Annotated in this window: 20 protein-coding genes and 2 pseudogenes (1 of these 22 only partly in view); 7 read left to right on the top strand and 15 right to left on the bottom strand. The window is 37.0% G+C overall.

Annotated elements, in window-relative coordinates; all coding sequences use genetic code 11:
• Together TEPIDINF_RS08300 and TEPIDINF_RS08305 are read right to left on the bottom strand one after the other, a co-directional pair.
• Positions 1–290, bottom strand: a pseudogene (locus tag TEPIDINF_RS08300) (RNA-guided endonuclease TnpB family protein); it reaches 825 nt to the left of the window's first position.
• A gap of 520 nt (positions 291–810) precedes the next feature.
• A complete protein-coding gene (locus TEPIDINF_RS08305) occupies positions 811–1,113 on the bottom strand; it encodes a YutD family protein (protein WP_068725622.1) in 303 nt (100 codons plus the stop codon).
• A 167-nt stretch (positions 1,114–1,280) separates the two neighbouring features.
• Here TEPIDINF_RS08305 and TEPIDINF_RS08310 point away from each other — a divergent pair, with 167 nt between their 5' ends.
• The 3 genes from TEPIDINF_RS08310 to TEPIDINF_RS08320 all read left to right on the top strand — a co-directional run bounded on the left by TEPIDINF_RS08310 (position 1,281) and on the right by TEPIDINF_RS08320 (position 3,246).
• Positions 1,281–1,706: a rubrerythrin family protein gene (locus TEPIDINF_RS08310; protein ID WP_235589095.1), complete on the top strand. Its 426-nt coding sequence runs from the start codon at positions 1,281–1,283 to the stop codon at positions 1,704–1,706.
• 113 nt (positions 1,707–1,819) lie between these two features.
• Positions 1,820–2,404, top strand: a complete 585-nt coding sequence (locus tag TEPIDINF_RS08315) for a DUF3501 family protein (protein ID WP_069800551.1) — start codon at positions 1,820–1,822, stop codon at positions 2,402–2,404.
• A 188-nt stretch (positions 2,405–2,592) separates the two neighbouring features.
• Positions 2,593–3,246, top strand: coding sequence for a hypothetical protein (locus TEPIDINF_RS08320; RefSeq protein ID WP_421691736.1), 654 nt, complete (start codon positions 2,593–2,595; stop codon positions 3,244–3,246).
• Here TEPIDINF_RS08320 and TEPIDINF_RS08325 read toward each other — a convergent pair.
• The 4 genes from TEPIDINF_RS08325 to TEPIDINF_RS08340 all read right to left on the bottom strand — a co-directional run bounded on the left by TEPIDINF_RS08325 (position 3,203) and on the right by TEPIDINF_RS08340 (position 7,069).
• Entirely contained in the window at positions 3,203–4,411 is a 1,209-nt protein-coding gene (locus TEPIDINF_RS08325; protein ID WP_421691737.1) for an MFS transporter, read from the bottom strand. The genes TEPIDINF_RS08320 and TEPIDINF_RS08325 overlap by 44 nt on opposite strands.
• Before the next feature lie 110 nt (positions 4,412–4,521).
• On the bottom strand, positions 4,522–5,337 hold the full coding sequence (locus tag TEPIDINF_RS08330; protein ID WP_421691738.1) for a metal ABC transporter permease: 816 nt from the start codon (positions 5,335–5,337) through the stop codon (positions 4,522–4,524).
• Positions 5,338–5,341: 4 nt separating this feature from the next.
• Complete coding sequence (locus TEPIDINF_RS08335) at positions 5,342–6,106, bottom strand: metal ABC transporter ATP-binding protein (protein ID WP_421691739.1); 765 nt, start codon at positions 6,104–6,106, stop codon at positions 5,342–5,344.
• Positions 6,107–7,069: a metal ABC transporter substrate-binding protein gene (locus tag TEPIDINF_RS08340; protein WP_068725633.1), complete on the bottom strand. Its 963-nt coding sequence runs from the start codon at positions 7,067–7,069 to the stop codon at positions 6,107–6,109.
• Between the two features lie 194 nt (positions 7,070–7,263).
• On the opposite strand from TEPIDINF_RS08340, the gene TEPIDINF_RS08345 reads away from it, so the two are divergent.
• The 4 genes and pseudogenes from TEPIDINF_RS08345 to TEPIDINF_RS08360 all read left to right on the top strand — a co-directional run.
• Positions 7,264–8,463: an ornithine cyclodeaminase, nickel-pincer nucleotide-dependent gene (locus TEPIDINF_RS08345; RefSeq protein WP_068725635.1), complete on the top strand. Its 1,200-nt coding sequence runs from the start codon at positions 7,264–7,266 to the stop codon at positions 8,461–8,463.
• Positions 8,464–8,582: 119 nt separating this feature from the next.
• Positions 8,583–9,353 (top strand): nickel pincer cofactor biosynthesis protein LarB, encoded by a 771-nt coding sequence (larB, locus tag TEPIDINF_RS08350; protein ID WP_421692156.1) that lies wholly within the window; start codon positions 8,583–8,585, stop codon positions 9,351–9,353.
• A gap of 2 nt (positions 9,354–9,355) precedes the next feature.
• Entirely contained in the window at positions 9,356–10,183 is an 828-nt protein-coding gene (gene larC, locus TEPIDINF_RS08355; RefSeq protein WP_069800567.1) for a nickel pincer cofactor biosynthesis protein LarC, read from the top strand.
• A gap of 3 nt (positions 10,184–10,186) precedes the next feature.
• Positions 10,187–10,325: pseudogene (locus tag TEPIDINF_RS08360) on the top strand (IS3-like element ISBce13 family transposase); the annotation flags it as partial.
• Positions 10,326–10,400: 75 nt separating this feature from the next.
• On the opposite strand, the gene TEPIDINF_RS08365 reads toward TEPIDINF_RS08360, so the two are convergent.
• The 9 genes from TEPIDINF_RS08365 to manA form a co-directional block, all read right to left on the bottom strand.
• Positions 10,401–11,315: an ROK family protein gene (locus tag TEPIDINF_RS08365; RefSeq protein ID WP_421691740.1), complete on the bottom strand. Its 915-nt coding sequence runs from the start codon at positions 11,313–11,315 to the stop codon at positions 10,401–10,403.
• A 127-nt stretch (positions 11,316–11,442) separates the two neighbouring features.
• Entirely contained in the window at positions 11,443–13,377 is a 1,935-nt protein-coding gene (locus tag TEPIDINF_RS08370) for a BglG family transcription antiterminator (protein ID WP_421691741.1), read from the bottom strand.
• Between the two features lie 366 nt (positions 13,378–13,743).
• Complete coding sequence (locus TEPIDINF_RS08375) at positions 13,744–15,066, bottom strand: 6-phospho-beta-glucosidase (protein WP_421691742.1); 1,323 nt, start codon at positions 15,064–15,066, stop codon at positions 13,744–13,746.
• Between the two features lie 181 nt (positions 15,067–15,247).
• Positions 15,248–16,636 (bottom strand): glycoside hydrolase family 1 protein, encoded by a 1,389-nt coding sequence (locus tag TEPIDINF_RS08380; RefSeq protein ID WP_421691743.1) that lies wholly within the window; start codon positions 16,634–16,636, stop codon positions 15,248–15,250.
• Positions 16,637–16,803: 167 nt separating this feature from the next.
• On the bottom strand, positions 16,804–17,109 hold the full coding sequence (locus TEPIDINF_RS08385; RefSeq protein ID WP_069800577.1) for a PTS sugar transporter subunit IIA: 306 nt from the start codon (positions 17,107–17,109) through the stop codon (positions 16,804–16,806).
• Positions 17,110–17,301: 192 nt separating this feature from the next.
• Complete coding sequence (celB, locus tag TEPIDINF_RS08390; RefSeq protein WP_421691744.1) at positions 17,302–18,585, bottom strand: PTS cellobiose transporter subunit IIC; 1,284 nt, start codon at positions 18,583–18,585, stop codon at positions 17,302–17,304.
• A 20-nt stretch (positions 18,586–18,605) separates the two neighbouring features.
• Complete coding sequence (locus TEPIDINF_RS08395) at positions 18,606–18,914, bottom strand: PTS sugar transporter subunit IIB (protein WP_069800581.1); 309 nt, start codon at positions 18,912–18,914, stop codon at positions 18,606–18,608.
• Positions 18,915–19,141: 227 nt separating this feature from the next.
• The gene (locus tag TEPIDINF_RS08400) at positions 19,142–19,339 is read right to left on the bottom strand and encodes a hypothetical protein (protein ID WP_421691745.1); all 198 of its coding nucleotides are present in this window, start codon (positions 19,337–19,339) and stop codon (positions 19,142–19,144) included.
• The gene (gene manA, locus TEPIDINF_RS08405) at positions 19,320–20,276 is read right to left on the bottom strand and encodes a mannose-6-phosphate isomerase, class I (protein WP_421691746.1); all 957 of its coding nucleotides are present in this window, start codon (positions 20,274–20,276) and stop codon (positions 19,320–19,322) included. The genes TEPIDINF_RS08400 and manA overlap by 20 nt, the downstream gene beginning before the upstream one ends.

The following is a 20,276-nucleotide window of genomic DNA, read 5'->3' on the forward strand; positions in this document are numbered from 1 at the left end:
GCACGACCAGAGAAGAAGTTTTGGTATGCCTTCTGCAAATTCAGTTGAGCGTTTGCCAACGCAAGGCTATCGACTTCTTTGAGCCATGCAAACTCCTTTTTGTACTTGGCAGGAGTCGGAAATTTTTGCTTTTTCAAGGCTTCTTTGTCGTCCTTGAACTTCTCATATGTTTCCTTTCGTTCAGCCAACATTTTATTGTAAACGAAACGAACGCAACCGAAGGTTTTCGCAAGAAATTGCTCTTGTTCTTGTGTTGGGTACAGACGGAACTTATATGCTTTGTTTGCCATATCGAATCACCTCACTTCAATGGGCGCATCACCCGTTGTGAGTAAGCAAAAGCTTCTCAACATCGTGATTCCATTCTACTAAAGAAATATTGTAATTTTCACCCAGTCTAATTTCATTGATATATCAGCCTTTCATTTATATAAGACTAATTATATCATAGCAAAAAAAGACAACTTTAAGCTACGCCTAACCGAAATTCATCTCCCACTTTCACTGGTGTTGGCACACCTTCACGTTTAGAAGTGGGAGACTTCTTTCGGAGGGAAGTTAAAATTCCATAAAACATTAAAATAAGTTTGTATATTCCATCGCGCTCCGTCATCCGTGCCCTTCTATGAATAAAGATTAAGGAGAGAAAGGCACTTCTGAAGGCACACAAAGTGTACAAGTCGTGCTACACAGCTAAAGCTGCTAGTCACGCTATGTCACAGCTTATGGAATATACAAACCCTTAAATGACAAGTGGAGGAAACTTTTACTTTCTTAATCTTTAAAAAAGTGAGTTGTCGAACGACAAACTCACTTTTTTGATTCCTTTTGCTCGTGCTCCCCATTTTTTGTCTTTTTGAGAATAAAATAGGCACAACCAAAATTACAATATTCAAATAGATACTCTTCAAATGATTCGATTTTCATCTCATGGGATACCCGAGGGTTCTCTCCATAAAACCCTTTAAGGCGCAATTGGTTATAACCCCAATCCCCTACAATATAATCATATTTATCAAGTACTTCACTGTAACGATCACGAAAAGCTTCCGCGTTCCAACCATCTTTATGATTCACAACTAATTCGAATGTATGGCCAAACATGTGTATCATATCTTTTATCGACTCCTGTTGTTTAACTTCTCATTTATTGTAGCATAAAATATTACAAATTGTTAGATTTCTAATCATGGAAAAGATTACACTTCACTTGTTGACACTACTCTAAAATTTGACTAAAATTACTTTGTAAATAAAAATATATAAAAAGGGTGATAATAATGGAACTAAAAAATACGAAAACTCTTGAAAACTTAAAAGCTGCATTTGCTGGTGAATCTCAAGCAAATCGCCGTTACCTATACTTCTCAAAAAGAGCAGATGTTGAAGGATTAGCTGATGTTTCTTCCTCTTTCCAACGTATTGCTGATGGTGAAACATCTCACGCTTTCGGTCATTTCGACATGATCTTGAAATATGGTGGTGGCGACCCTGTAACTGATCTTCCAGTAGGAACAACTGCAGATAACTTAAAATCTGCAATTGCCGGTGAAGAATATGAATTCAGTGAAATGTATCCAGGATTTGCAAAAGTTGCTCGTGAAGAAGGTTTTGACGAAATTGCAGAATGGTTTGAAGTAATGTCAAAATCTGAAAAAGCACATGCTAACACATTCAAGAAAATTCTTGATCGTTTAAACGACTAATTTCTATTATAAATACTTATCCTATTCATGTATACTTAGAAGTGAGGACTAGGGCTAATTAACCTAGTCCATTCTTTTATATGACAAAGTGAAAAGTAAAGGAGGTAATCTTGATGGCAAAGCTAACGAAAGCCGATTTAATTCCATATGCACAATACGTAAATTTACACGAAAAATTTTTAAAAGAAGTGATCGCTGAAAAAAAAATGAGAAGGGTTTCGATCAGTGATCGAATGACAGGTTTATTTGAATCAAAACTGACCGTATTTTATCAAATTCAGGAAATGATCCGAGCAGAACAAATCACAAACGATACTTACATTGAGGAAATGTTAGATGTATATAATGACCTTCTTCCTGAGCCAAATGAATTAACCATGACCTTATTCATTGAAATACCAAATCAACAAGAACTTAGAGAATTTAACAAAACCATTGTTGGCATTGAAAAAGCAGTTGAACTTGTTTTTGATTCTCACGTCATTACTTCCTACGAACCAGATGCAGAAGATGAGGATGATGAGAAATATACGCAATCTGTACATTATCTCCACTTCCCATTTACCGATAGTCAAAAACAAGCCTTCTTAAATACAGACAAGGTCACCTTAAGAGTAAATCATGCCAACTATCAAAGAGAGACAACCTTATCTAAAGAATTAGTTGCAGAATTACAAAAGCAACTGGCAAATCAATAGAAAGATTTTTCTTTTACCAAGCAGTAGTGTCATCCAACTAGTTGGCGCTTTCCAATTAGTTGGATGATTTTATTTTTTAGTAAAATCTAAGTTTAAAAGCACTTTATAGGCCATCATACCAGTCCTTCTAAAAAAAAATCGAATACATATATTGTACGAACAAAATGATTAGGGAAGGCTTGGTTTGCATGAAAACCATCTATATCCTGTTTTTAGGCGGTTATGACCCGATGTCATGGATCATAAAAATGGTGACTAAAGCTCCTTATGTCCATTCCATTCTTGCCCTAGATTCCAAACTGACTGAGCTTTATAGCTATAATTTGAAAATCAGAATAAAAAATAGAAGATTATCCTTCCAAAATGGTTTTATTGTGGAACAAATAGATCAATATCAAAAGAACTTGCCCTATTGGTTGTATCGAGTGAAGGTTACAAACAAACAATATGATAAAATTGCCCATCTCATTAACAAATTTAAAAATAACCCCAATTTAACTTCTTACCACATAAAAGGAGCTCTTGGCTTTGCGTTTCCAATGCTATGGAGACATGTAAATAAACAAAAGAAATACACCTTTACTTGCTCGGAATTTATTGCCTATATGCTGCAAACAAGTAATGTCGTATCTTTTGATAAACCAATCTACCAAATATCACCTAAGGATATTATCCAGACAAACAAATTAAAGTTTTTAGGAAATGGGAAGATTGGCAACTTAAGCAACAGTTTAATACGAAAAAATCCCCCTGTTCTTAAGCAACAGAGGGGATATCATCGTATTAGGGATTATTTTACTACTGATTCGCCATTTTCTTATCATTTGGCAAGGTCAAACTAATCAATCCAGAAGCAACTAAAATCCAACTTAAGAGTTTTAAAACAAAGGTTAATCCACTTTCCGAAGATGCAGCATGGTCGACAAAATATCCTAATGCGGTCGCTCCAATCCCAGCTGCACCAATCGCAAAGCCAATCATTAATCCTGAAGCCATCCCCACTTTTCCTGGAATAAGCTCTTGCCCAAAGACCACGGTTACGGCAAAGGAGGAAAATAAGATAAAACCTAAAAAGCCAACTACAACCATGGCGATGATTCCTTCTACGTACGGTAAGAGAAAAAGGAATGGAATCGCAAGCAGCAATGAAGCGTTAACCACGGTCTTTTTGCCTAGATAGTCAGCGATTGGCCCTCCAGCTAAGGTTCCTAAAGCACCAAACAATAAAAAGATAAAGGTATAAACACTTGCTTGGTCAATCGTCATTTTCGACACATTGATATAGTATAATGGAAGAAAGGTCGTGACCCCGATTGTAATCCAAGACCGCATCGTCACAACGAAAACAAGTAGAAGTAAGAATAAAGGTTGGTCTTTACCCTTTATTTCTTTTACTGATCGTTGTTGACTTATGCGTTTTTCTTTCATCCAAGGTCTTAAAATCCATAGTAAGTAGGCCGCTAACACAGCTGGAATTAAAAAGAATGGTGTCCCTTTTACCCCCATCGTGGATAAAAACAATGGGATCATTAACGGACCCAATGCCTGTCCACCATTGCCACCTACTTGGAAAATCGATTGTGCTAGTCCTTTCCCTTTACCTGCAGCCAAATGGGCTCCACGACTTGCCTCAGGATGAAAGGCAGCTGAACCAAGACCACTTAATCCAACAAAGAATAACAGCCAGACATAGGATGGGGCAACGGCAATACCTGACAAGCCTAGACCGGTGAAGAACACCCCTAGTGGCAATAACCATAATAACGGTTTACGATCAGAAAGGTAACCAAAAACGGGTTGAACCAACGAAGAAGTAACATTTGCTACCATAATAATGAGTCCAGATTGTGTATAAGATAGATCAAACTCAATGATTAAAATAGGAATTAAAGCCGGTAGTACTGACGTCATTAAATCGTTAAGCATATGACCTAAGCTAATGATCAATAAAGGAACCCGATTACTCGCTAAAAGCCTCTTAGTTTGTACCGATGTGGCTGTTTCCATTTCACAGTTTCCCCTCTCATATACTCTCTTATTTCTTTCTTTTCTCAAATTAACTATACTTCAAACTATATTTCAAAATAGGCTCTCGATTTCCGTTCCTTAACCCTGCTTTAACTATGTTTACCGAAGTAAAATCGTTTTCCTGCAATGACTAGGATCAAAATTAGTACACTGGTTAAGACAATCGTTCCCCCAGTAGCCAAATTAAAAAAATACGACAACAAAATTCCGATAATCACAGATAACAAGGAAAAAATAACGGCATACATTAACGCTTTTCTAAAACTATTAGCTATTTGCAAACTTGCAGCGACTGGTATCGTCATCAATGAAGAAACCAATAATATCCCCACGACCCTCATCGATAAGGAAATCGTCAAGGCCACAAGAATAATAAAAATCGTATTGATAAAACGATGAGGTATCCCACTTAGTCTTGCAGCTTCCTCATCAAACGAGAGATAGAATAATTCTTTAAAAAAGAAATAGATCGCTAATAGTATAATAAATCCAACAATAGCTATCGTAAATAGGTCTTTTCCTGAAACAGCCATTACACTCCCAAATAAATAACCAAATAGATCAACATTTGTACCACTTACTAAGCTAATGAGCACAACTGCCAGTCCGATTCCAGTCGATAGCATAATCGGAATCGCCAATTCTTCATAGGAACGGTATAATTTACGTAACTTTTCAATTCCTAATGCAGCCAACACCGCAAAAATCATACCTGATAAAACAGGATAAATCCCACCTAAAATCCCGGCTGCTACCCCTGCTAGTGTAACGTGAGATAAGGTATCTCCAATTAAAGATAATCTTCGTAGCACGATAAATACACCAATCACCGGACTGATCACACCAATTAAAATTCCGGCTAAAAAAGCCCGTTGCATAAAATCATACTGTAATATTTCTAACATCTCTCTACTCCTTCATATGGTGGTGATGAGTGACAAGACTCATTTCAGAACCATAAGTTTTTTCCAATATTCCTCGTTGCATTTCAAACTCATGGGGCGTTCCATGGAAAAATAATTTTTTATTTAAGCAGGCCAACTTCGTCACTTTCTCCGTTACCATCCCTATATCATGAGAAACTAACATTAAAGTCATTCCTAGTTCCCTATTCAGTTTTCCCATCAATTGATAAAACTTTTGCACAGACTCTGTATCCACTCCAACTGTTGGTTCGTCTAGAATTAATATTTTGGGTTCACTTACGATTGCCCTGGCAATAAATACTCTTTGTTGCTGTCCGCCAGATAATTTGGCGATATTTCGTTTTGCATACTCTTCTAAACCAACTTGTTCTAAAGCTTCCATTACTTTATTTTTATCTTGCCTCGTTAACCTTTTAAATAAGCCAACTTTTCCATACAGACCTGTTTCAACGATTTCTTCCACCGTTGCAGGAAATCCTCTGTTAAAACTATTGGCCTTTTGGGAAACATAGCCAATTTTTGGCCAATCTTTAAACGTTTTAATCGGCATACCGAATAATTTGACTTCACCAGATGTAGGTTCTAATAAACCTAAGATGATTTTTAATAAGGTAGATTTTCCTGAACCATTAGGCCCTACTAACCCAACAAAATCGCCTTCCATCACTTTCAAATTGACATGTTTTAAAACATGTTGCTCACCATATCGAAAAGAAAGCTCTTTTACTTCAATGATTGGTTCATTCATCTATTTCACTCCCAAAGCAATCTTTAACACCTCAAGATTTTTCTTCATGATCGATAAATAATCTTCACCACGTTCTAGTTCATCCTTCGTTAATCCTTCTAATGGATTTAATTCTAACCTTTGAGCACCGATTTCAGCCATAATCGTTTTAGCATATTTTGATTCAACCAATGGTTCAAATAAGATGTATTTGATGTTAAGTTCTTTTGCTTTCTTTATAATATTCGCCATTTCTTTTGGGCTTGGCTCATCCGAAGTAGATAATCCAGCAATAGAAACTTGATTTAAACCATAGCGTTCAGCAAGGTATCCAAAAGCCGCATGAGAAACAAAGATATCCTTGCTAGGTGTTTTTTCCAAGGTGTGTTGATAAGCTTGATCCAAATCGAGCAAAGCTTGTTTTAATTGCTGAAAATTGCCTTCATACTCTGCTTGGTGATCAGAGTCAATTTTAACCAATGCCTCTTTTATTTGTTCTGCTTGAGAAATTGCATTGACTGGATTCAGCCAAACATGTGGATCTAAACCCTTTCCATGTTCATTTTTTTGTCCCTGTTCATCTGTATGCTCATCTTCAGTCGTAAGAAATTCGATCTGCTTCGTAGAATCGACAACTTCAACTTTTTCTTTTATATCATCCACTAGATTCCCTAACCATGGTTCAAATCCCCCACCATTATAAACAAATAGATCTGCTTGATTTAATTGGGCGATTTGTTTTGGCGTTAATTCAAAATCATGAGGTTCTACCCCAGGAGGAATGAGATTTGTAACCTCTACATGGTCTCCCCCTATTTTTTTAGCAAAATCAGCAAGAACATAAAAACTCGTATAAACTGTAACCTTTTGATCTTGATCAACACCCTGATTTTGATTATTCTCTTGATTTTTATTTACATTGGCACAGCCAACAAATGATAAAATAAATACCAATATCATCAAAGCCACAAATAACTTTTTCATGATTTATCCCCTTTCATAAATCGTAATCATTCTTATTTAACATATCCCATTATAATATGTTTCATTAAATATGTAAATCGTAATGATTTGGATTTAAACTATTTTTCAACTTTCTATGATACAATAATTTGAACGATTCTGAATTTATGTATACACTATTCATATAGAATTTAACCAGGCAAGGGGGAACATTCATGGAAAAAATGCTTCAAATTAAAGGGCACATTATTCGTGACGATATTTTAAAACGAATTGATGCTTCTTGTGTCCAATATAATGGTACCTATCGGGTTCTCGAACTGATTGTAGGAAAAGCAGTTGATGATTTATCATCTGCAAAAATAGCCATTGAGATCAGTGAAGAAGGCTTTAATTTAATATTAAACGAATTAACCAACTTAGGTGTAACAATTCCCACAACTGAGGTTCATGCCAAACTTAAGCCTAGCGAAAAAGATAAAACTGTACCTGATGATTTCTATTCCACTACGAATCATCCCACAGAAATATTCCTAGAAGGTAAATGGATCAAGGCGCAAAATCAGCGTATGGATGCCGTTTTAGTTGTAAAAAATGACGAAGTGTTCTGTACAAAGTTACGCGATGTAAAAAAAGGCGATCTCATTGTATGTGGTTCTGAAGGTGTCCGTATTTTGCAAGAAAAGAATGGCTCAGATGAACACGAATTCGCTTTTATGATTAACGACGTTAGCTCGGAACGTCGCGTTGAACTGGTTGTAAAGAAACTAGCTGAAGAAATGAAAGCGATTAAAGCAAATAATGGTAAAATCGTTGTTGTTGCTGGCCCTGTCGTTATTCATACAGGTGGAATGGATGCCTTTCAAGATATGATTCGTAAAGGGTACATTTCTGGTTTGTTATCAGGAAATGCCCTCGCCGTCCACGATATTGAGCGAGATTTGTTCGGCACCTCCTTAGGTGTCGATTTAGATACAGGTAAAGTGGTTAAAGGCGGCCATAAAAACCACATGCGAGCCATCAATGCTGTAAATAAATCAGGAAGTATAAGTCAGGCTGTACAAGATGGTACGATCAAAAGCGGTATTATGTATGAATTAGTGAACCATCAAGTGCCCTTTGTTTTGGCCGGTTCGATCCGCGACGATGGGCCTCTTCCTGATACCATCATGGATCTTATTAAAGCACAAGAAGCTTACGCCGATATGGTAAAGGATGCGGAAATGGTGATTATGCTATCTACCATGTTGCATTCGATTGGAACAGGCAATATGTTGCCTAGTTGGGTAAAAACGGTGTGTGTAGACATTAACCCTGCCGTCGTCGCCAAATTAGTAGACCGTGGCTCTGCCCAGGCAAAAGGGGTTGTTACCGATGTTGGATTATTCTTAACCCTATTAAACCAACAACTTTAACATTTACACGAATAACCACTGATTATCTCTTACCCATCTTACTCAAATTACTCAGTAATTAAACATCGATCGCAACTAAAGTTACAAGTTAGACTACAATCCTACTTTTAGGTGGAATGATGATGGAAAAAAAGGACTCATTAACATCACTTTTACTAGAAGTTCAACAGGGAAGACTCACTGTCGCTGAAGCAAAAGCAAAATTAAAAAACTATGAAGAACTAGGTTTTGCAAATCTAGATCTCCATCGAGCAAAAAGGACAGGTTTTCCTGAAGTGATTTATGCTGAAGGAAAAACGACAGAACAAGTATTAGTGATTTTTGAACGATTGATTACAAAGAATAAAGTCGTTCTAGCAACAAGAGTAACAAAAGAAATGGGAGAACAAATCCTTTGGAAATTTCCCAGCGTTGAATATAATGAAATAGCTAGAACCATTCTATGGAATCGTAAGTCAGAAGAAAAACACCCTGGTTATATAGTGGTGGTTTGTGCTGGTACATCTGATCTTCCTGTTGCAGAAGAAGCTGCAGTAACTGCCCAAGCGATGGGAAATGAAACGAAACTCATTTGCGATGTTGGTGTCGCAGGTTTGCACCGCTTAATTGATAAAATCGATTTGATTCGAAAGGCCAATGTGATCATTGTAGTGGCAGGTATGGAAGGCGCTCTTCCCAGTGTTGTCGGTGGTTTAGTTGATAAACCTGTGATCGCGGTCCCGACTAGTGTAGGATACGGTGCTAATTTCAAAGGGTTATCTGCCTTGTTAGGGATGTTAAATTCTTGTGCCAGTGGTATCTCCGTGGTTAACATTGACAATGGCTTTGGGGCAGGTTATCAAGCAGGGCTGATTAATAAATGGATGGATCCATCCTTTAAAGGAGAATGACGATGAAAATTTTATACTTTGATACTTTTTCTGGAATTAGTGGCGATATGGCTCTTGCAGCTCTTATTGATGCAGGGGCAAATCCTTCCTATATTGAAATGGAATTAAAAAAATTACCAGTTAATCCTTTTAATTTACAATACCAAAAGGTCGTCAAAAAAGGAGTTACTGCATTAAAACTTGATGTAGTCATCGATCCCCATACAGAAGCTATTCATCATCGCCATTACATCGATATTATACAGATGATTGAGGGGTCGGAATTACCAGAACGTGTAAAGGAAAAATCAAAAAAAATATTCGAAAAAATTGCTATTGCTGAAGGAAAGATTCATCATCTTCCTATAGAAAAAGTCCATTTTCATGAAGTGGGTGCAGTCGATTCTATTGTCGATATTATTGGCGTAAGCTTAGCTCTTGAGGATTTAGGTATTGATCTAATCTATACTTCTCCAATTCCTTTGGGTTCAGGCCAAATTAAAATTGAACATGGGATTTATCCAATCCCTACTCCCGCAACATTAGAAATATTAAAAGGGATTCCCATTCGTTCTTCTCATGTTCCCTTTGAAATGACCACACCAACTGGAGCAGGAATTGTAGCTGCCCTAGGTTCAGGTTTTCATGGTTATCCTTCGATGACAGTTGAAACAATCGGATATGGAGCTGGAACAAAGGATTTTGAAGATCGGCCCAATGTTTTACGTGCAGTTGTTGGGACAACAAATGAACTATACGCCACAGAACCTCAATTTACAATGGCACATGAACATGAACACCATCACCATGAACATCATCATGATCATCATAATCCTTTGACAATGCCATAATCCACACAATCTCCAACACCTGAATTAGTGTTGAATACAGACCTAGGGTCTCAATACACTAGTGAAGAATTTACACAATATGCTCATTCTAAGGAAATTAAACAGTTTTTGTCGAAAAGGTTGCCCTTATGATAACGCCTGTAGCAAAGTCAGACCTTTCAAAGGCCCATTCATAATTTTGGATGGACCATTTTTATGCGCCGAAATAACCCAAGCTTCACACAACATCAAAACATAATGCAGTTGCTCCGATTACACCGGCATTCTGCTCAAGTTTTGCCGGTACAACCTTCGTTTGGCGCCCTGTAGGATTCAGTGCAAATTGACTGACATAATCCTGAATCGATTTGAATAACGGCTCGCCAACTTTTGAAACGCCGCCACCAATGACAATTTTTTCCGGATCGAATGTATTGATAATCGAAACACATGCTACTCCAAGCACGCGGAAAATCCGTTCAATAAAATCAACAATTTCAGGTTCGCCTTCATTATACAGGTCAAAAACTTCTTTCGTAGTCAGTTCTTTTCCTACAATCTCTGAAGCCCGTTTGGCAATTGCGGTTCCTGATGCAATGGATTCCAAACACCCATATTGCCCGCATGTGCATTTTCCAAATGATGGATCAACAACAGTATGTCCGATATCTCCGGCATTTCCCTTCATGCCATGGAGCAATTTACCGTCGACAATAATACCGGCACCAATCCCTGTGCTTATTGTCATATAAACAAAATTTTCATTTTCCTGTGCTGCTCCGAGCCATTTTTCAGCTAGTGCAGCAGCATTGGCATCGTTTTCAAGCACAATTGGAATATCCCATATTTTTTGCATCCAGTTCACAATTGGAATATCTACCCATTTTTTCAAATTAGGAGGACATTTAATTATTCCATTTTTGCTATCTAGCGGTCCTGGTGCGCCAATTCCTATCCCGATTACATCATTCATGGAAACAGCCGATTTCTGAACAACTTGCTCAATTTGACTGCTAATCCGGGCAATCATTTCTTGCGGAGAGATCGATAAGTCTGTTGGAATTTTCGTCTGTTCAATGATTTCTCCTTTTTCATTAACAATGGCAATTGCAACTTTTGTTCCCCCAATATCAACACCGATGGAATACGCCATTTTTTATTCCCCCCATATACTTTTATAAACCAGCTTCCGTACATCATTTTACCCTTCCCTTTTAAGTAATTATTGCCTAATTGCAAGATAAACTCTATATTAATAGATATTTCCACATTTATTTTACTTAATCAACCAGTACCTTCATAAACTCCTCATAAGATTTTACCTTAATCAATTTCTGCACCATCGAGCTACTGTCAATTATTTTTCTCAGCAAATCATACATCGACTGCAAATCTTCCTGGCTATTTTTCTTTACACTTAGCAAACAAATAAATTGTACCGGCTTTTCCTTCCATATAATTGGATTTACCAATGTGCAAACAGCTAAAAATGTATGATCGGATTTCGGAGTGATTGAATGGGGGATTGCCACCAGATTACCGAATGAAGTTGGTGCAACTTTCTCGCGTTCATAGATTGCCTCGAGAAAATCCGGTTCAACCAGACCCTTATCAAGCAACTTTGCATGCAAAAATTCTAATACCTCTTCTTTAGTAATAAAGTTTTTTCTAAAGTACATGAGATCTTTTCTAAAATAAGAATGAATATGTTGTTTATTATCAACAACGAATTTTTCTATTTTAGCCAAATCTCTGTCCCCTAAAATGGCATTCACTTCGATTACAGGTACTGGCAATTGTTTTAGAATCGGAATGGAGCTGACAATTAAATCGATATCGTGCAAATTATATTGGTTCAAATTATAGTATTCGGTCGTCCCTACAACATCCAGGCTTTTTCCGAATTGGTTTTTTAATTTATAATAAATCAATTGAGCCGTCCCCAGCCCTGACGCACATACGATCAGACAACGTTTCGGTTCTGTTTTTAATTTTTTCCTTTCGATTGCAGCCCCGATGTGAAGGGCAAGATATCCGACTTCATTTTCGTTGATTTCTGTTCCGGTGTATTCCTCAATAGCCAATCCTGCTATTATGCCTGCCTCGAAAGCCAATGGGTAGTTCTTCTTGATATCCTGAAGCATTGGATTTCTAAAATTCATTCCATATTTATACCGGTTTATCGCAGGTTTTAAATGCAGGCTTAAACCAATAATCAACTCTTTGTCATTTTTCAAATCAAGATTCAGTTTCGATGCTATTTTATCAAGAGCTACCATAACGAGCTCTATAATATTATCATCCATTACTTGTTCAACGACTTTATCCCCTGCATTTGTTTGAGTAAGCATTTTTGTCCCAAGCAAGTGGATTGCAATATAAGCAACTTCCGGTTGTGGAAACGCTACTTGAAATGTTTCTTCAACTTCTTTGACAATCTTCTTTGCAACCTCATACTCTTTTTGTTCCATAATTTCCTGTATATCGGATTTATATAATGTAACATGATTGCCTTTTTTTATTCGTCTGTAGGCAATGGCTATATGAATGAGGAGGTTATTGAACGCAATGTCGGATAATGTGATGTTGTTCTCTTGTATTTGCCGCATGATGATTTCCTGGATCGTATCCAAGTCTACCTTTGGCAATGGAGATAAATGATAATCAAACATTTGATCACCTTGTCCGTCATTACGATCAAATACATATTCCGCCATGCAAAAACGCATTTTAAGCTCGCTGCCTCTTAATTTTAAGCCGTAGTTGGGGCGTGATACGAGACTTATGTCATATTCAGCCAGTATTTCTTTGACATGTTTCAAGTCATTTTGAATGGTTGATTTGCTGACATAGATTTCATCAGCCAAATCATCGAGTTTCAAATAGCCTTCGCTTAATAGTAGCCGTTTGATTACATATGAAATACGTACCTCTGGTGATTTAGGAACAAATCCATCACCTTTTGTCTCTTCACTGACATTAGTTTGCAAATATTTACGAAATTTTTGGTTATCTGTAATTTCCAGTTTATAGCCTTTCCCCATTATGGATTCAATATGGGCTCCATTATTAGCAAGCAACGAGTCGAGGACTCTGACATCTTCTCTTGTTGTCCGGTCTGTAACCTGATTCAAATTTGCCAAGTACGCACCTGTGACAGGTGTTTGGGATGTCATTAATTCACGCAAAATCGTTTTCATTCTGGAGTTCAACATGCGTTTCTTCTCCTTATCATGCTCTTTACCACTTCAACTTGAATGTCAAAACTCGTTTACCGGTTTTACCGGGCCAAAATTCATGTGGATTTTCTTTTGAACCCATTTTATAAAAAAGTAAGATTGCATTTTGTTCCTGATACAGTCCAGATAAAAATAACGTAATCTTTTATCTTTTTTAAAATTCCCATGGAATTATCCTTTGTAAAAAATTAATCGCTAATAGGATCCTAATTGAGAGCTCCATTTTAGTAAAAACAATGATTTACTTAGGGCTTGTTGAACGAATCTCTTTATAAAAACTTTTTGATCGGTAAAGCCCATGAACAACTCTCTGAAAAAATGGCGAAAAAGAATTCAGTTGTCTTACTTTTCTACAGCTGCATTGAAAAACTGTGGCAAATAGTCTTTATGTGCTTCAAGCATTTCATCCAAAATTTGTTTTGCGACTGCATCAGAAGGAACCAATGGATTGATTGTCATAGCGAGAAGTGCCTTATGGTAATCACCAGTAACTGCAGCTTCTGCAGCCACTCGTTCAAAAGATTTAATTTGTTGCACAAGCCCCCTGACAGCAACAGGCAAATCTCCAATACTGATTGGTTTTGGGCCTTCCTTTGTGATTACGCAACTCACTTCTACCGCTGATTCGTCCGGGATACTGGCAATTGTACCATTGTTTCTTATATTAACCGGTTGGATATCACGTTTATCATTATAGATAGAATTGATTAAACTGCAGGCAGCGTCACTATAGTATGCCCCACCACGCTCTGCCAATTTTGCTGGTTTTATTACCAACCCAGGGTCTTTGTACAATTCGAAAAGTTCTTTTTCCAATTGCTGGACGACTTTAGCGCGAGTTCCTTTTCCCGCAAAATCTTTTTGTTCCTCTTCAAGCATTTTACTCGTCTGATAGTAATAGCGATGATAGGGGCATGGTAAAATTCCAAGCGCTTTGATAAAATCTTTTTCCCAGCCTAGATCAACAATATTTTTCATAGTCATGCCGGCACCACTGCTAAGCATGTCCACAACTTTTTTGGTAACGTTTTTTCCATCCAGATAAACATTCAGTCCATATACCATATGGTTCAAGCCCGCAAAATCAATATGGACTCTGTTTGGATCAACCTGAAGCATTTCTGCCACACCGATAAGCATACCAATTGGAACGTTGCATAAACCGACAGTTTTAATGTTGCTATAGCGAAGTACCGCTTCTGTAACCATGCCGACGGGATTTGAAAAATTGATCAGCCATGCATCAGGGCAAAGCTCTTCCATATCCTTGCTAATATCCAAAATGACAGGAATAGTACGTAAACCTTTGAACAATCCTCCCGGACCATTTGTTTCCTGGCCAATTACCCCATATTTTAAAGGGATTGTTTCATCTTTGGCCCGTGCTTCTAATTGACCGACACGAATTTGTGTTATCACAAAATCAGCACCTGGCAATGCTTTCCTGAGATCAAGTGATAAGTGGATGTCAATCGGAACATTTGCTTTTTCAACCATCCGTTTTGCAAGCGTACCTATTATTTCCAACTTTTCTTTTCCCTCGGGAATATCAACAAGCCATAGCTCACGAACCGGCAATTCATCATATCGATTGATAAAACCTTCAATAAGTTCTGGTGTATAGCTTGACCCTCCACCAATCGTTACAATTTTAATCCCCTGCATTCTCTCACCCCTTGACAAATCTTTTTATCGGCTGTTTATTATCTTTTGGTTGTTGTCCATGAATCCAGATTCTGCCTCGCAAATTCTAGTTGTTATCGCATGAATTTGAATTATTGCTTCTAAATTTTCTGCCAGCTCTTATTAAAATCCTTAACTACAGTTACTAAGAATTTCCATTCTTTTAAAATCCATTATTTTTAGAAACTTCTTTGATCCAATGTGCGCTCTTTTTTTTAGTTCTTTTTTTTGTTTTAATATCTACAGAGAAAAAGCCATAACGGTTTTTATACGCATTCATCCATGACCAGTTATCCATGAACGTCCAAAGATGATATCCTTTTACATTACAGCCTTCCTCAATTGCTTTGTGCAGCCATTTCAAATGTTCACGGATAAATTCAATCCGGTAGTCATCCTGAATTTCCCCGTTCTCTACAAATCGCTCTTCATCCTGGACACCCATTCCATTTTCAGAAATAAATGACTCAATATTACCGTAGTTTTCTTTCAGGTTAATCATGATATCATAGATACCTTTTTCATAAATTTCCCATCCGCGATATTTATTTATTTTTCTGCCAGGCATTTCATAGTTATCAAAAAACCAATCAGGCATGAATGGGCTGTATGGATTAGGCAAATGTTCTTTTGCTTTTACCCTGCGAGGCTGGTAATAGTTGACCCCCAGAAGATCGATTTTTCCTGCTTTCAAAAGTTCCTTATCCCCTTTTTGTGTAACAGGAAGATGACCATGTTCCCTTAGAATCTCGATCAAATCTTCTGGATATTTCCCCAAAACTGCTGGATCCAGGAAACTGCGGTTGAAAAAAAGATCAGCGATATGAGATGCTTTTAAATCAGCCGGATGTTGGCTTCTTGGATAAGAAGGTGTCAGATTTAAAATAATTCCTATTTTTCCATCCTTAATATTAAATGTACGGAAAGTCTCGACAGCTTTGGCGTGAGCAATCATTGTATGATAGGCAACTTGCACCGCACGTTTTGCATCAATAACGTTTGGATAGTGAAAATCATAAAGGTAGCCGCCTTCAACTGGTACAATCGGCTCATTAAAAGTGAACCATTTTTTCACACGATCACCGAACAATCGAAAAACTTCCTTTGCATATGCTGCGTAAGCGTCGACAACCTGTCTATTTTCCCATCCACCTTCATGTTGTAATTCCAACGGCATGTCAAAATGAAAAAGGTTCACAAATGGTTCAATGTCATTCGCTATGAGTTCGTCAATCACATTATTGTAAAATTTTACTGCCTCTTGATTCACTTCTCCACGTCCTCCCGGGATTAAGCGAGACCAGGAAATGGATATGCGAAATGTATTGTGGCCTATTTCTTTCATCAATTGTATATCTTCTTTGTATTTGTGATAAAAGTCGGAAGTAGTTTCAGGGCCAATATTTTCAAAGAATCGATTTGGTTCTTTTTCATACCAGTAGTCCCAAATATTTTTACCTTTCCCGCCTTCATTTGCTGCTCCTTCAATTTGTGTTGCCGAAGTCGCGCTTCCCCACCAGAAACCTTCAGGGAATTTATACTGTACAGACATACAAATACCTCCTATAAAATTTTCTGCTAGACGAACGAAAAACTTTTTGAATGTTACGTTCTACCAGATTTACAAAGATTGGAGTCCACCCTGGATATAAACGCCATCTGCGCTATGTTATCCATCAATCCGGAAATACATATATAAACGATGACTATCTATCAGCACTATTTGTTCCGATAGATTTCAATAATCTCGATTGCTAGGTCCCTTACAGTCATTGCAGTCATTAAGTGATCTTGTGAATGTACCAAAATAACATTGACAGAAGCACCATTTCCACCTGCTTCTTCTTGAAGCAACTTCGTTTGATAGCCATGTGCCTTGCCGAGCTCGGCACTGGCTTCCTCTATAAGCCGGTCGGCCTCTTCAAAATTTCCCGCTTTCGCTTCTTGTATGGCTTCCATAGCATTGGATTTACCATTTCCGGCATTTAAAATAATTTGGAAAGCTATTTCTGTTATAGAATCCATGTAATTGTCACCTCTGAAGTCTGAATATATTTGAACAGGATTTACTTTAGTTTCTTTTTGTTTCCCCGTAGCTTGGTGTATCAACAATTGGCTTAAGTTTATACAGTTCTTAAATAACCAATTAAGAAGGCTCCAGAAAGCATTCGATTGGAGCCATTCATACAATTGTCAATTGATGAATCAAACTTTATTTTATTTTGAGTCTTTTTTCTCATTTTCGTAATAATTTTTATCAAGTATTTTCAAGAATGGCCACCAGATAGCCATTACAACGAGCAGGTTAAATGCCTGTAATACTCCGCCTTGCCATGCGTTTCCTGTTGCAAGAAATCCGTTTAATACTACTGGGGTTGTCCATGGAACGATTACCCCTGCAGGTTTTGGAACCATGCCAGTCGACATGGCAAAATACGTGATAATCGTTACAACAACCGGTGCCAACAACCATGGGATCAGCACTAATGGGTTCATGATAATCGGCAGACCAAAGATAATCGGTTCGTTAACGTTAAAGATACCGGATGGACCTCCTAATTTTCCTAACTCTTTCATCTGTCTACTTCGTCCAATAATAAAGATCAAAATAACAACAGCCAAAGTCATTCCAGATCCGCCCATACCAACCAAAAACGAATCGATAAATTGTTTTGTAATAACATTTGGAAGCTCAGTACCTGCTTGAAAAGCCTGTAAGTTTTGATCATTCAATGTATACCAGATCGGGTCAAATACCGAGTTTACAATGATTTGACCGTGCAAACCAAAGAACCAAAATAGTTGAATAAGCACTACTGCAACAATTGTAGCGATCAAGCCACTGCCCAATTTGGTCAAAGGCTGCTGAATAATTGTATAGATAAAGTTTTGTACAGTTTCAAAAGGAGTGTAACTGAAAATAATCCGAATTAGCAAAAATACAGATAATGTAAGCGTTATGGGAATCAATGCACTAAACGATTTGGATACTGCATTCGGTACACCAGCAGGCATTTTGATTGTCAAATTTTTATTTACAAAAAAACGGTAAAGCTCAGCTGCAAAAAATGCTGTGAAAATTCCAAGGAACATTCCTTGAGCACCAAGACTAGATGTTGGAATAACGCCTGTGACGTCTTCCAGTACTTGTGGTGTCAAAATCAGAAATGCTGCTAATGCAACGATACCTCCATAAATAGCTTCTCCGCCATAATGCTCAGTCAGCTTATATCCGATACCAATAATGACAAACAAGCCCATAATACTTAGCGTTGCGGCAGATGCGGGGCCGAGCGCATTTTGATATGCTGCAAAAGCCTCTTTACTAATCACTCGATCGAGGAAGGGTAAATTGGAGATTACAACAAATATGGAACCAAAAATAATCAACGGTAAAGCCACCATAAAACCATCACGAAGTGCAGTTAAATATCGGTTGTTATTCAATTTATCAGCAATTGGCAATAAGATATTTTCTAATACTTCCATAAATTTGTTCATAGTTCTCTCCCCTTTATATTTTATTTACTTAATAATTCAAGAGCTTTATTCAAAACAGCTTCACCATCTATTCGACCATATGCCACTGGATCAATCACTTCCAAAGGAATACCCAATTCCTCAGCAACTTTTGAAAATTTCTTTTTCAAAAATCTCATTTGCGGTCCGATTAATAGAATATCTGCTTTTTCCATTTCCTTTGGTGCCTTATCTTGTGCAACAGCCCAAATTTCTGTCTCAATTCCTTTTTCTTTTGCCACCTCCTTCATTTTAGCTACCAATAGGCTTGTAGACATTCCTGATGAACAAGCTAATAAAATACGTTTCATAAATAATTCCTCCCAAAAGATGTGTAATAAACAAGAAATTTAACAAGTTCAACTTATACTATCATTTTAAATTACAAGCGCTTTCAACAACACACATTGTTTTTCCTCTAACTAGAGGAAATAATTAAGCGATATTAGATTCTTTTCAAAAAACTGTTCCATAAAACTAGCCATCTTCCACTTTAGTAACCTATCCAGTATTTACTGTTTGTTTTACCTTAACAACATTATTTAACCTCTATTTTAATAATGCCATATACAGCACCTAGAAGATTAGCATTTTGATGGAAATCTTCTCTTACACTAATTCCCCCTCCGATTAAAATTACTTCTGGATCATAAAGGTTATAAATTCCTACTTCCCTTAATTTAAAAAACCGGCATACGCCGGTAGGTAAAATATTATTAATAAGAAACGATAACATTAGCTTCACCTTGAATGAGAAAATTTTGAAAATTAAAAGGCAATATAAAGTGATCCCCTTTTTTAAAGGTATAACTTTTACTATTTTTAACAATTTCGCCATTTCCATTTAATACACTAAAAAGCATAAATGACTGATTTTGTATAGATTGTGCCTTTCCCTTTATTCCCCACTTTTGAACAGTAAAAGTTTCATTTTTAATAAAAGTGGTAATAATTAGACCTTGATTTTCTGTTTTAACAGGCTGTATTAAGTAATCTTGATGTGGGACTTGAATGACATCAATTGCTTTGTCTAAATGCAATTCTCGCAACTGGCCTTTATCATCCAATCTATCATAATCATAAATTCGATAGGTTGCATCAGAGCTTTGTTGGATTTCTAAAACCACCGTTCCTTTTGTTAAGGCATGAACAGTACCACTTGGAACATAAATAAAATCACCAGATTGAATCGAAATTTTACGCAAAAGTTGATTCCATTCTTGTTTTTCGATCATTTCAGTTAATTCTTCTTTATTTTTTGCATGATGTCCATAAATCAATTCAGCATTTTCATTACAATCAATCACATACCAACATTCTGTTTTGCCTAATTCTCCATTTTCATAATGGTTCGCATATTCATCATTAGGATGAACTTGTATCGATAAATCATCGTTGGCATCTAAAATTTTTACTAATAAAGGAAATTTTTCATCATTTATATACCCAAAAAGTTCCCTATGTTCCTCATATAGTTCTCCTAAGGTCATTCCTTTATATAATCCATTAGTCACAACACTTTCTCCATTAGGATGAGCTGATATAGCCCAGCATTCCCCTGTCTTGTTACTTGGGATGTTATAGTGAAACATCGTTTTTAATTTATTTCCACCCCAAATTCTTTCTTTAAATACTGGTTTAAGAAAAATAGGCTCCAAAATATAAGTGTCCAT

It is taken from the genome of Tepidibacillus infernus (assembly GCF_048898065.1).
In the GTDB taxonomy this organism is placed as follows: Bacteria; Bacillota; Bacilli; order Tepidibacillales; family Tepidibacillaceae; genus Tepidibacillus_B; species Tepidibacillus_B infernus.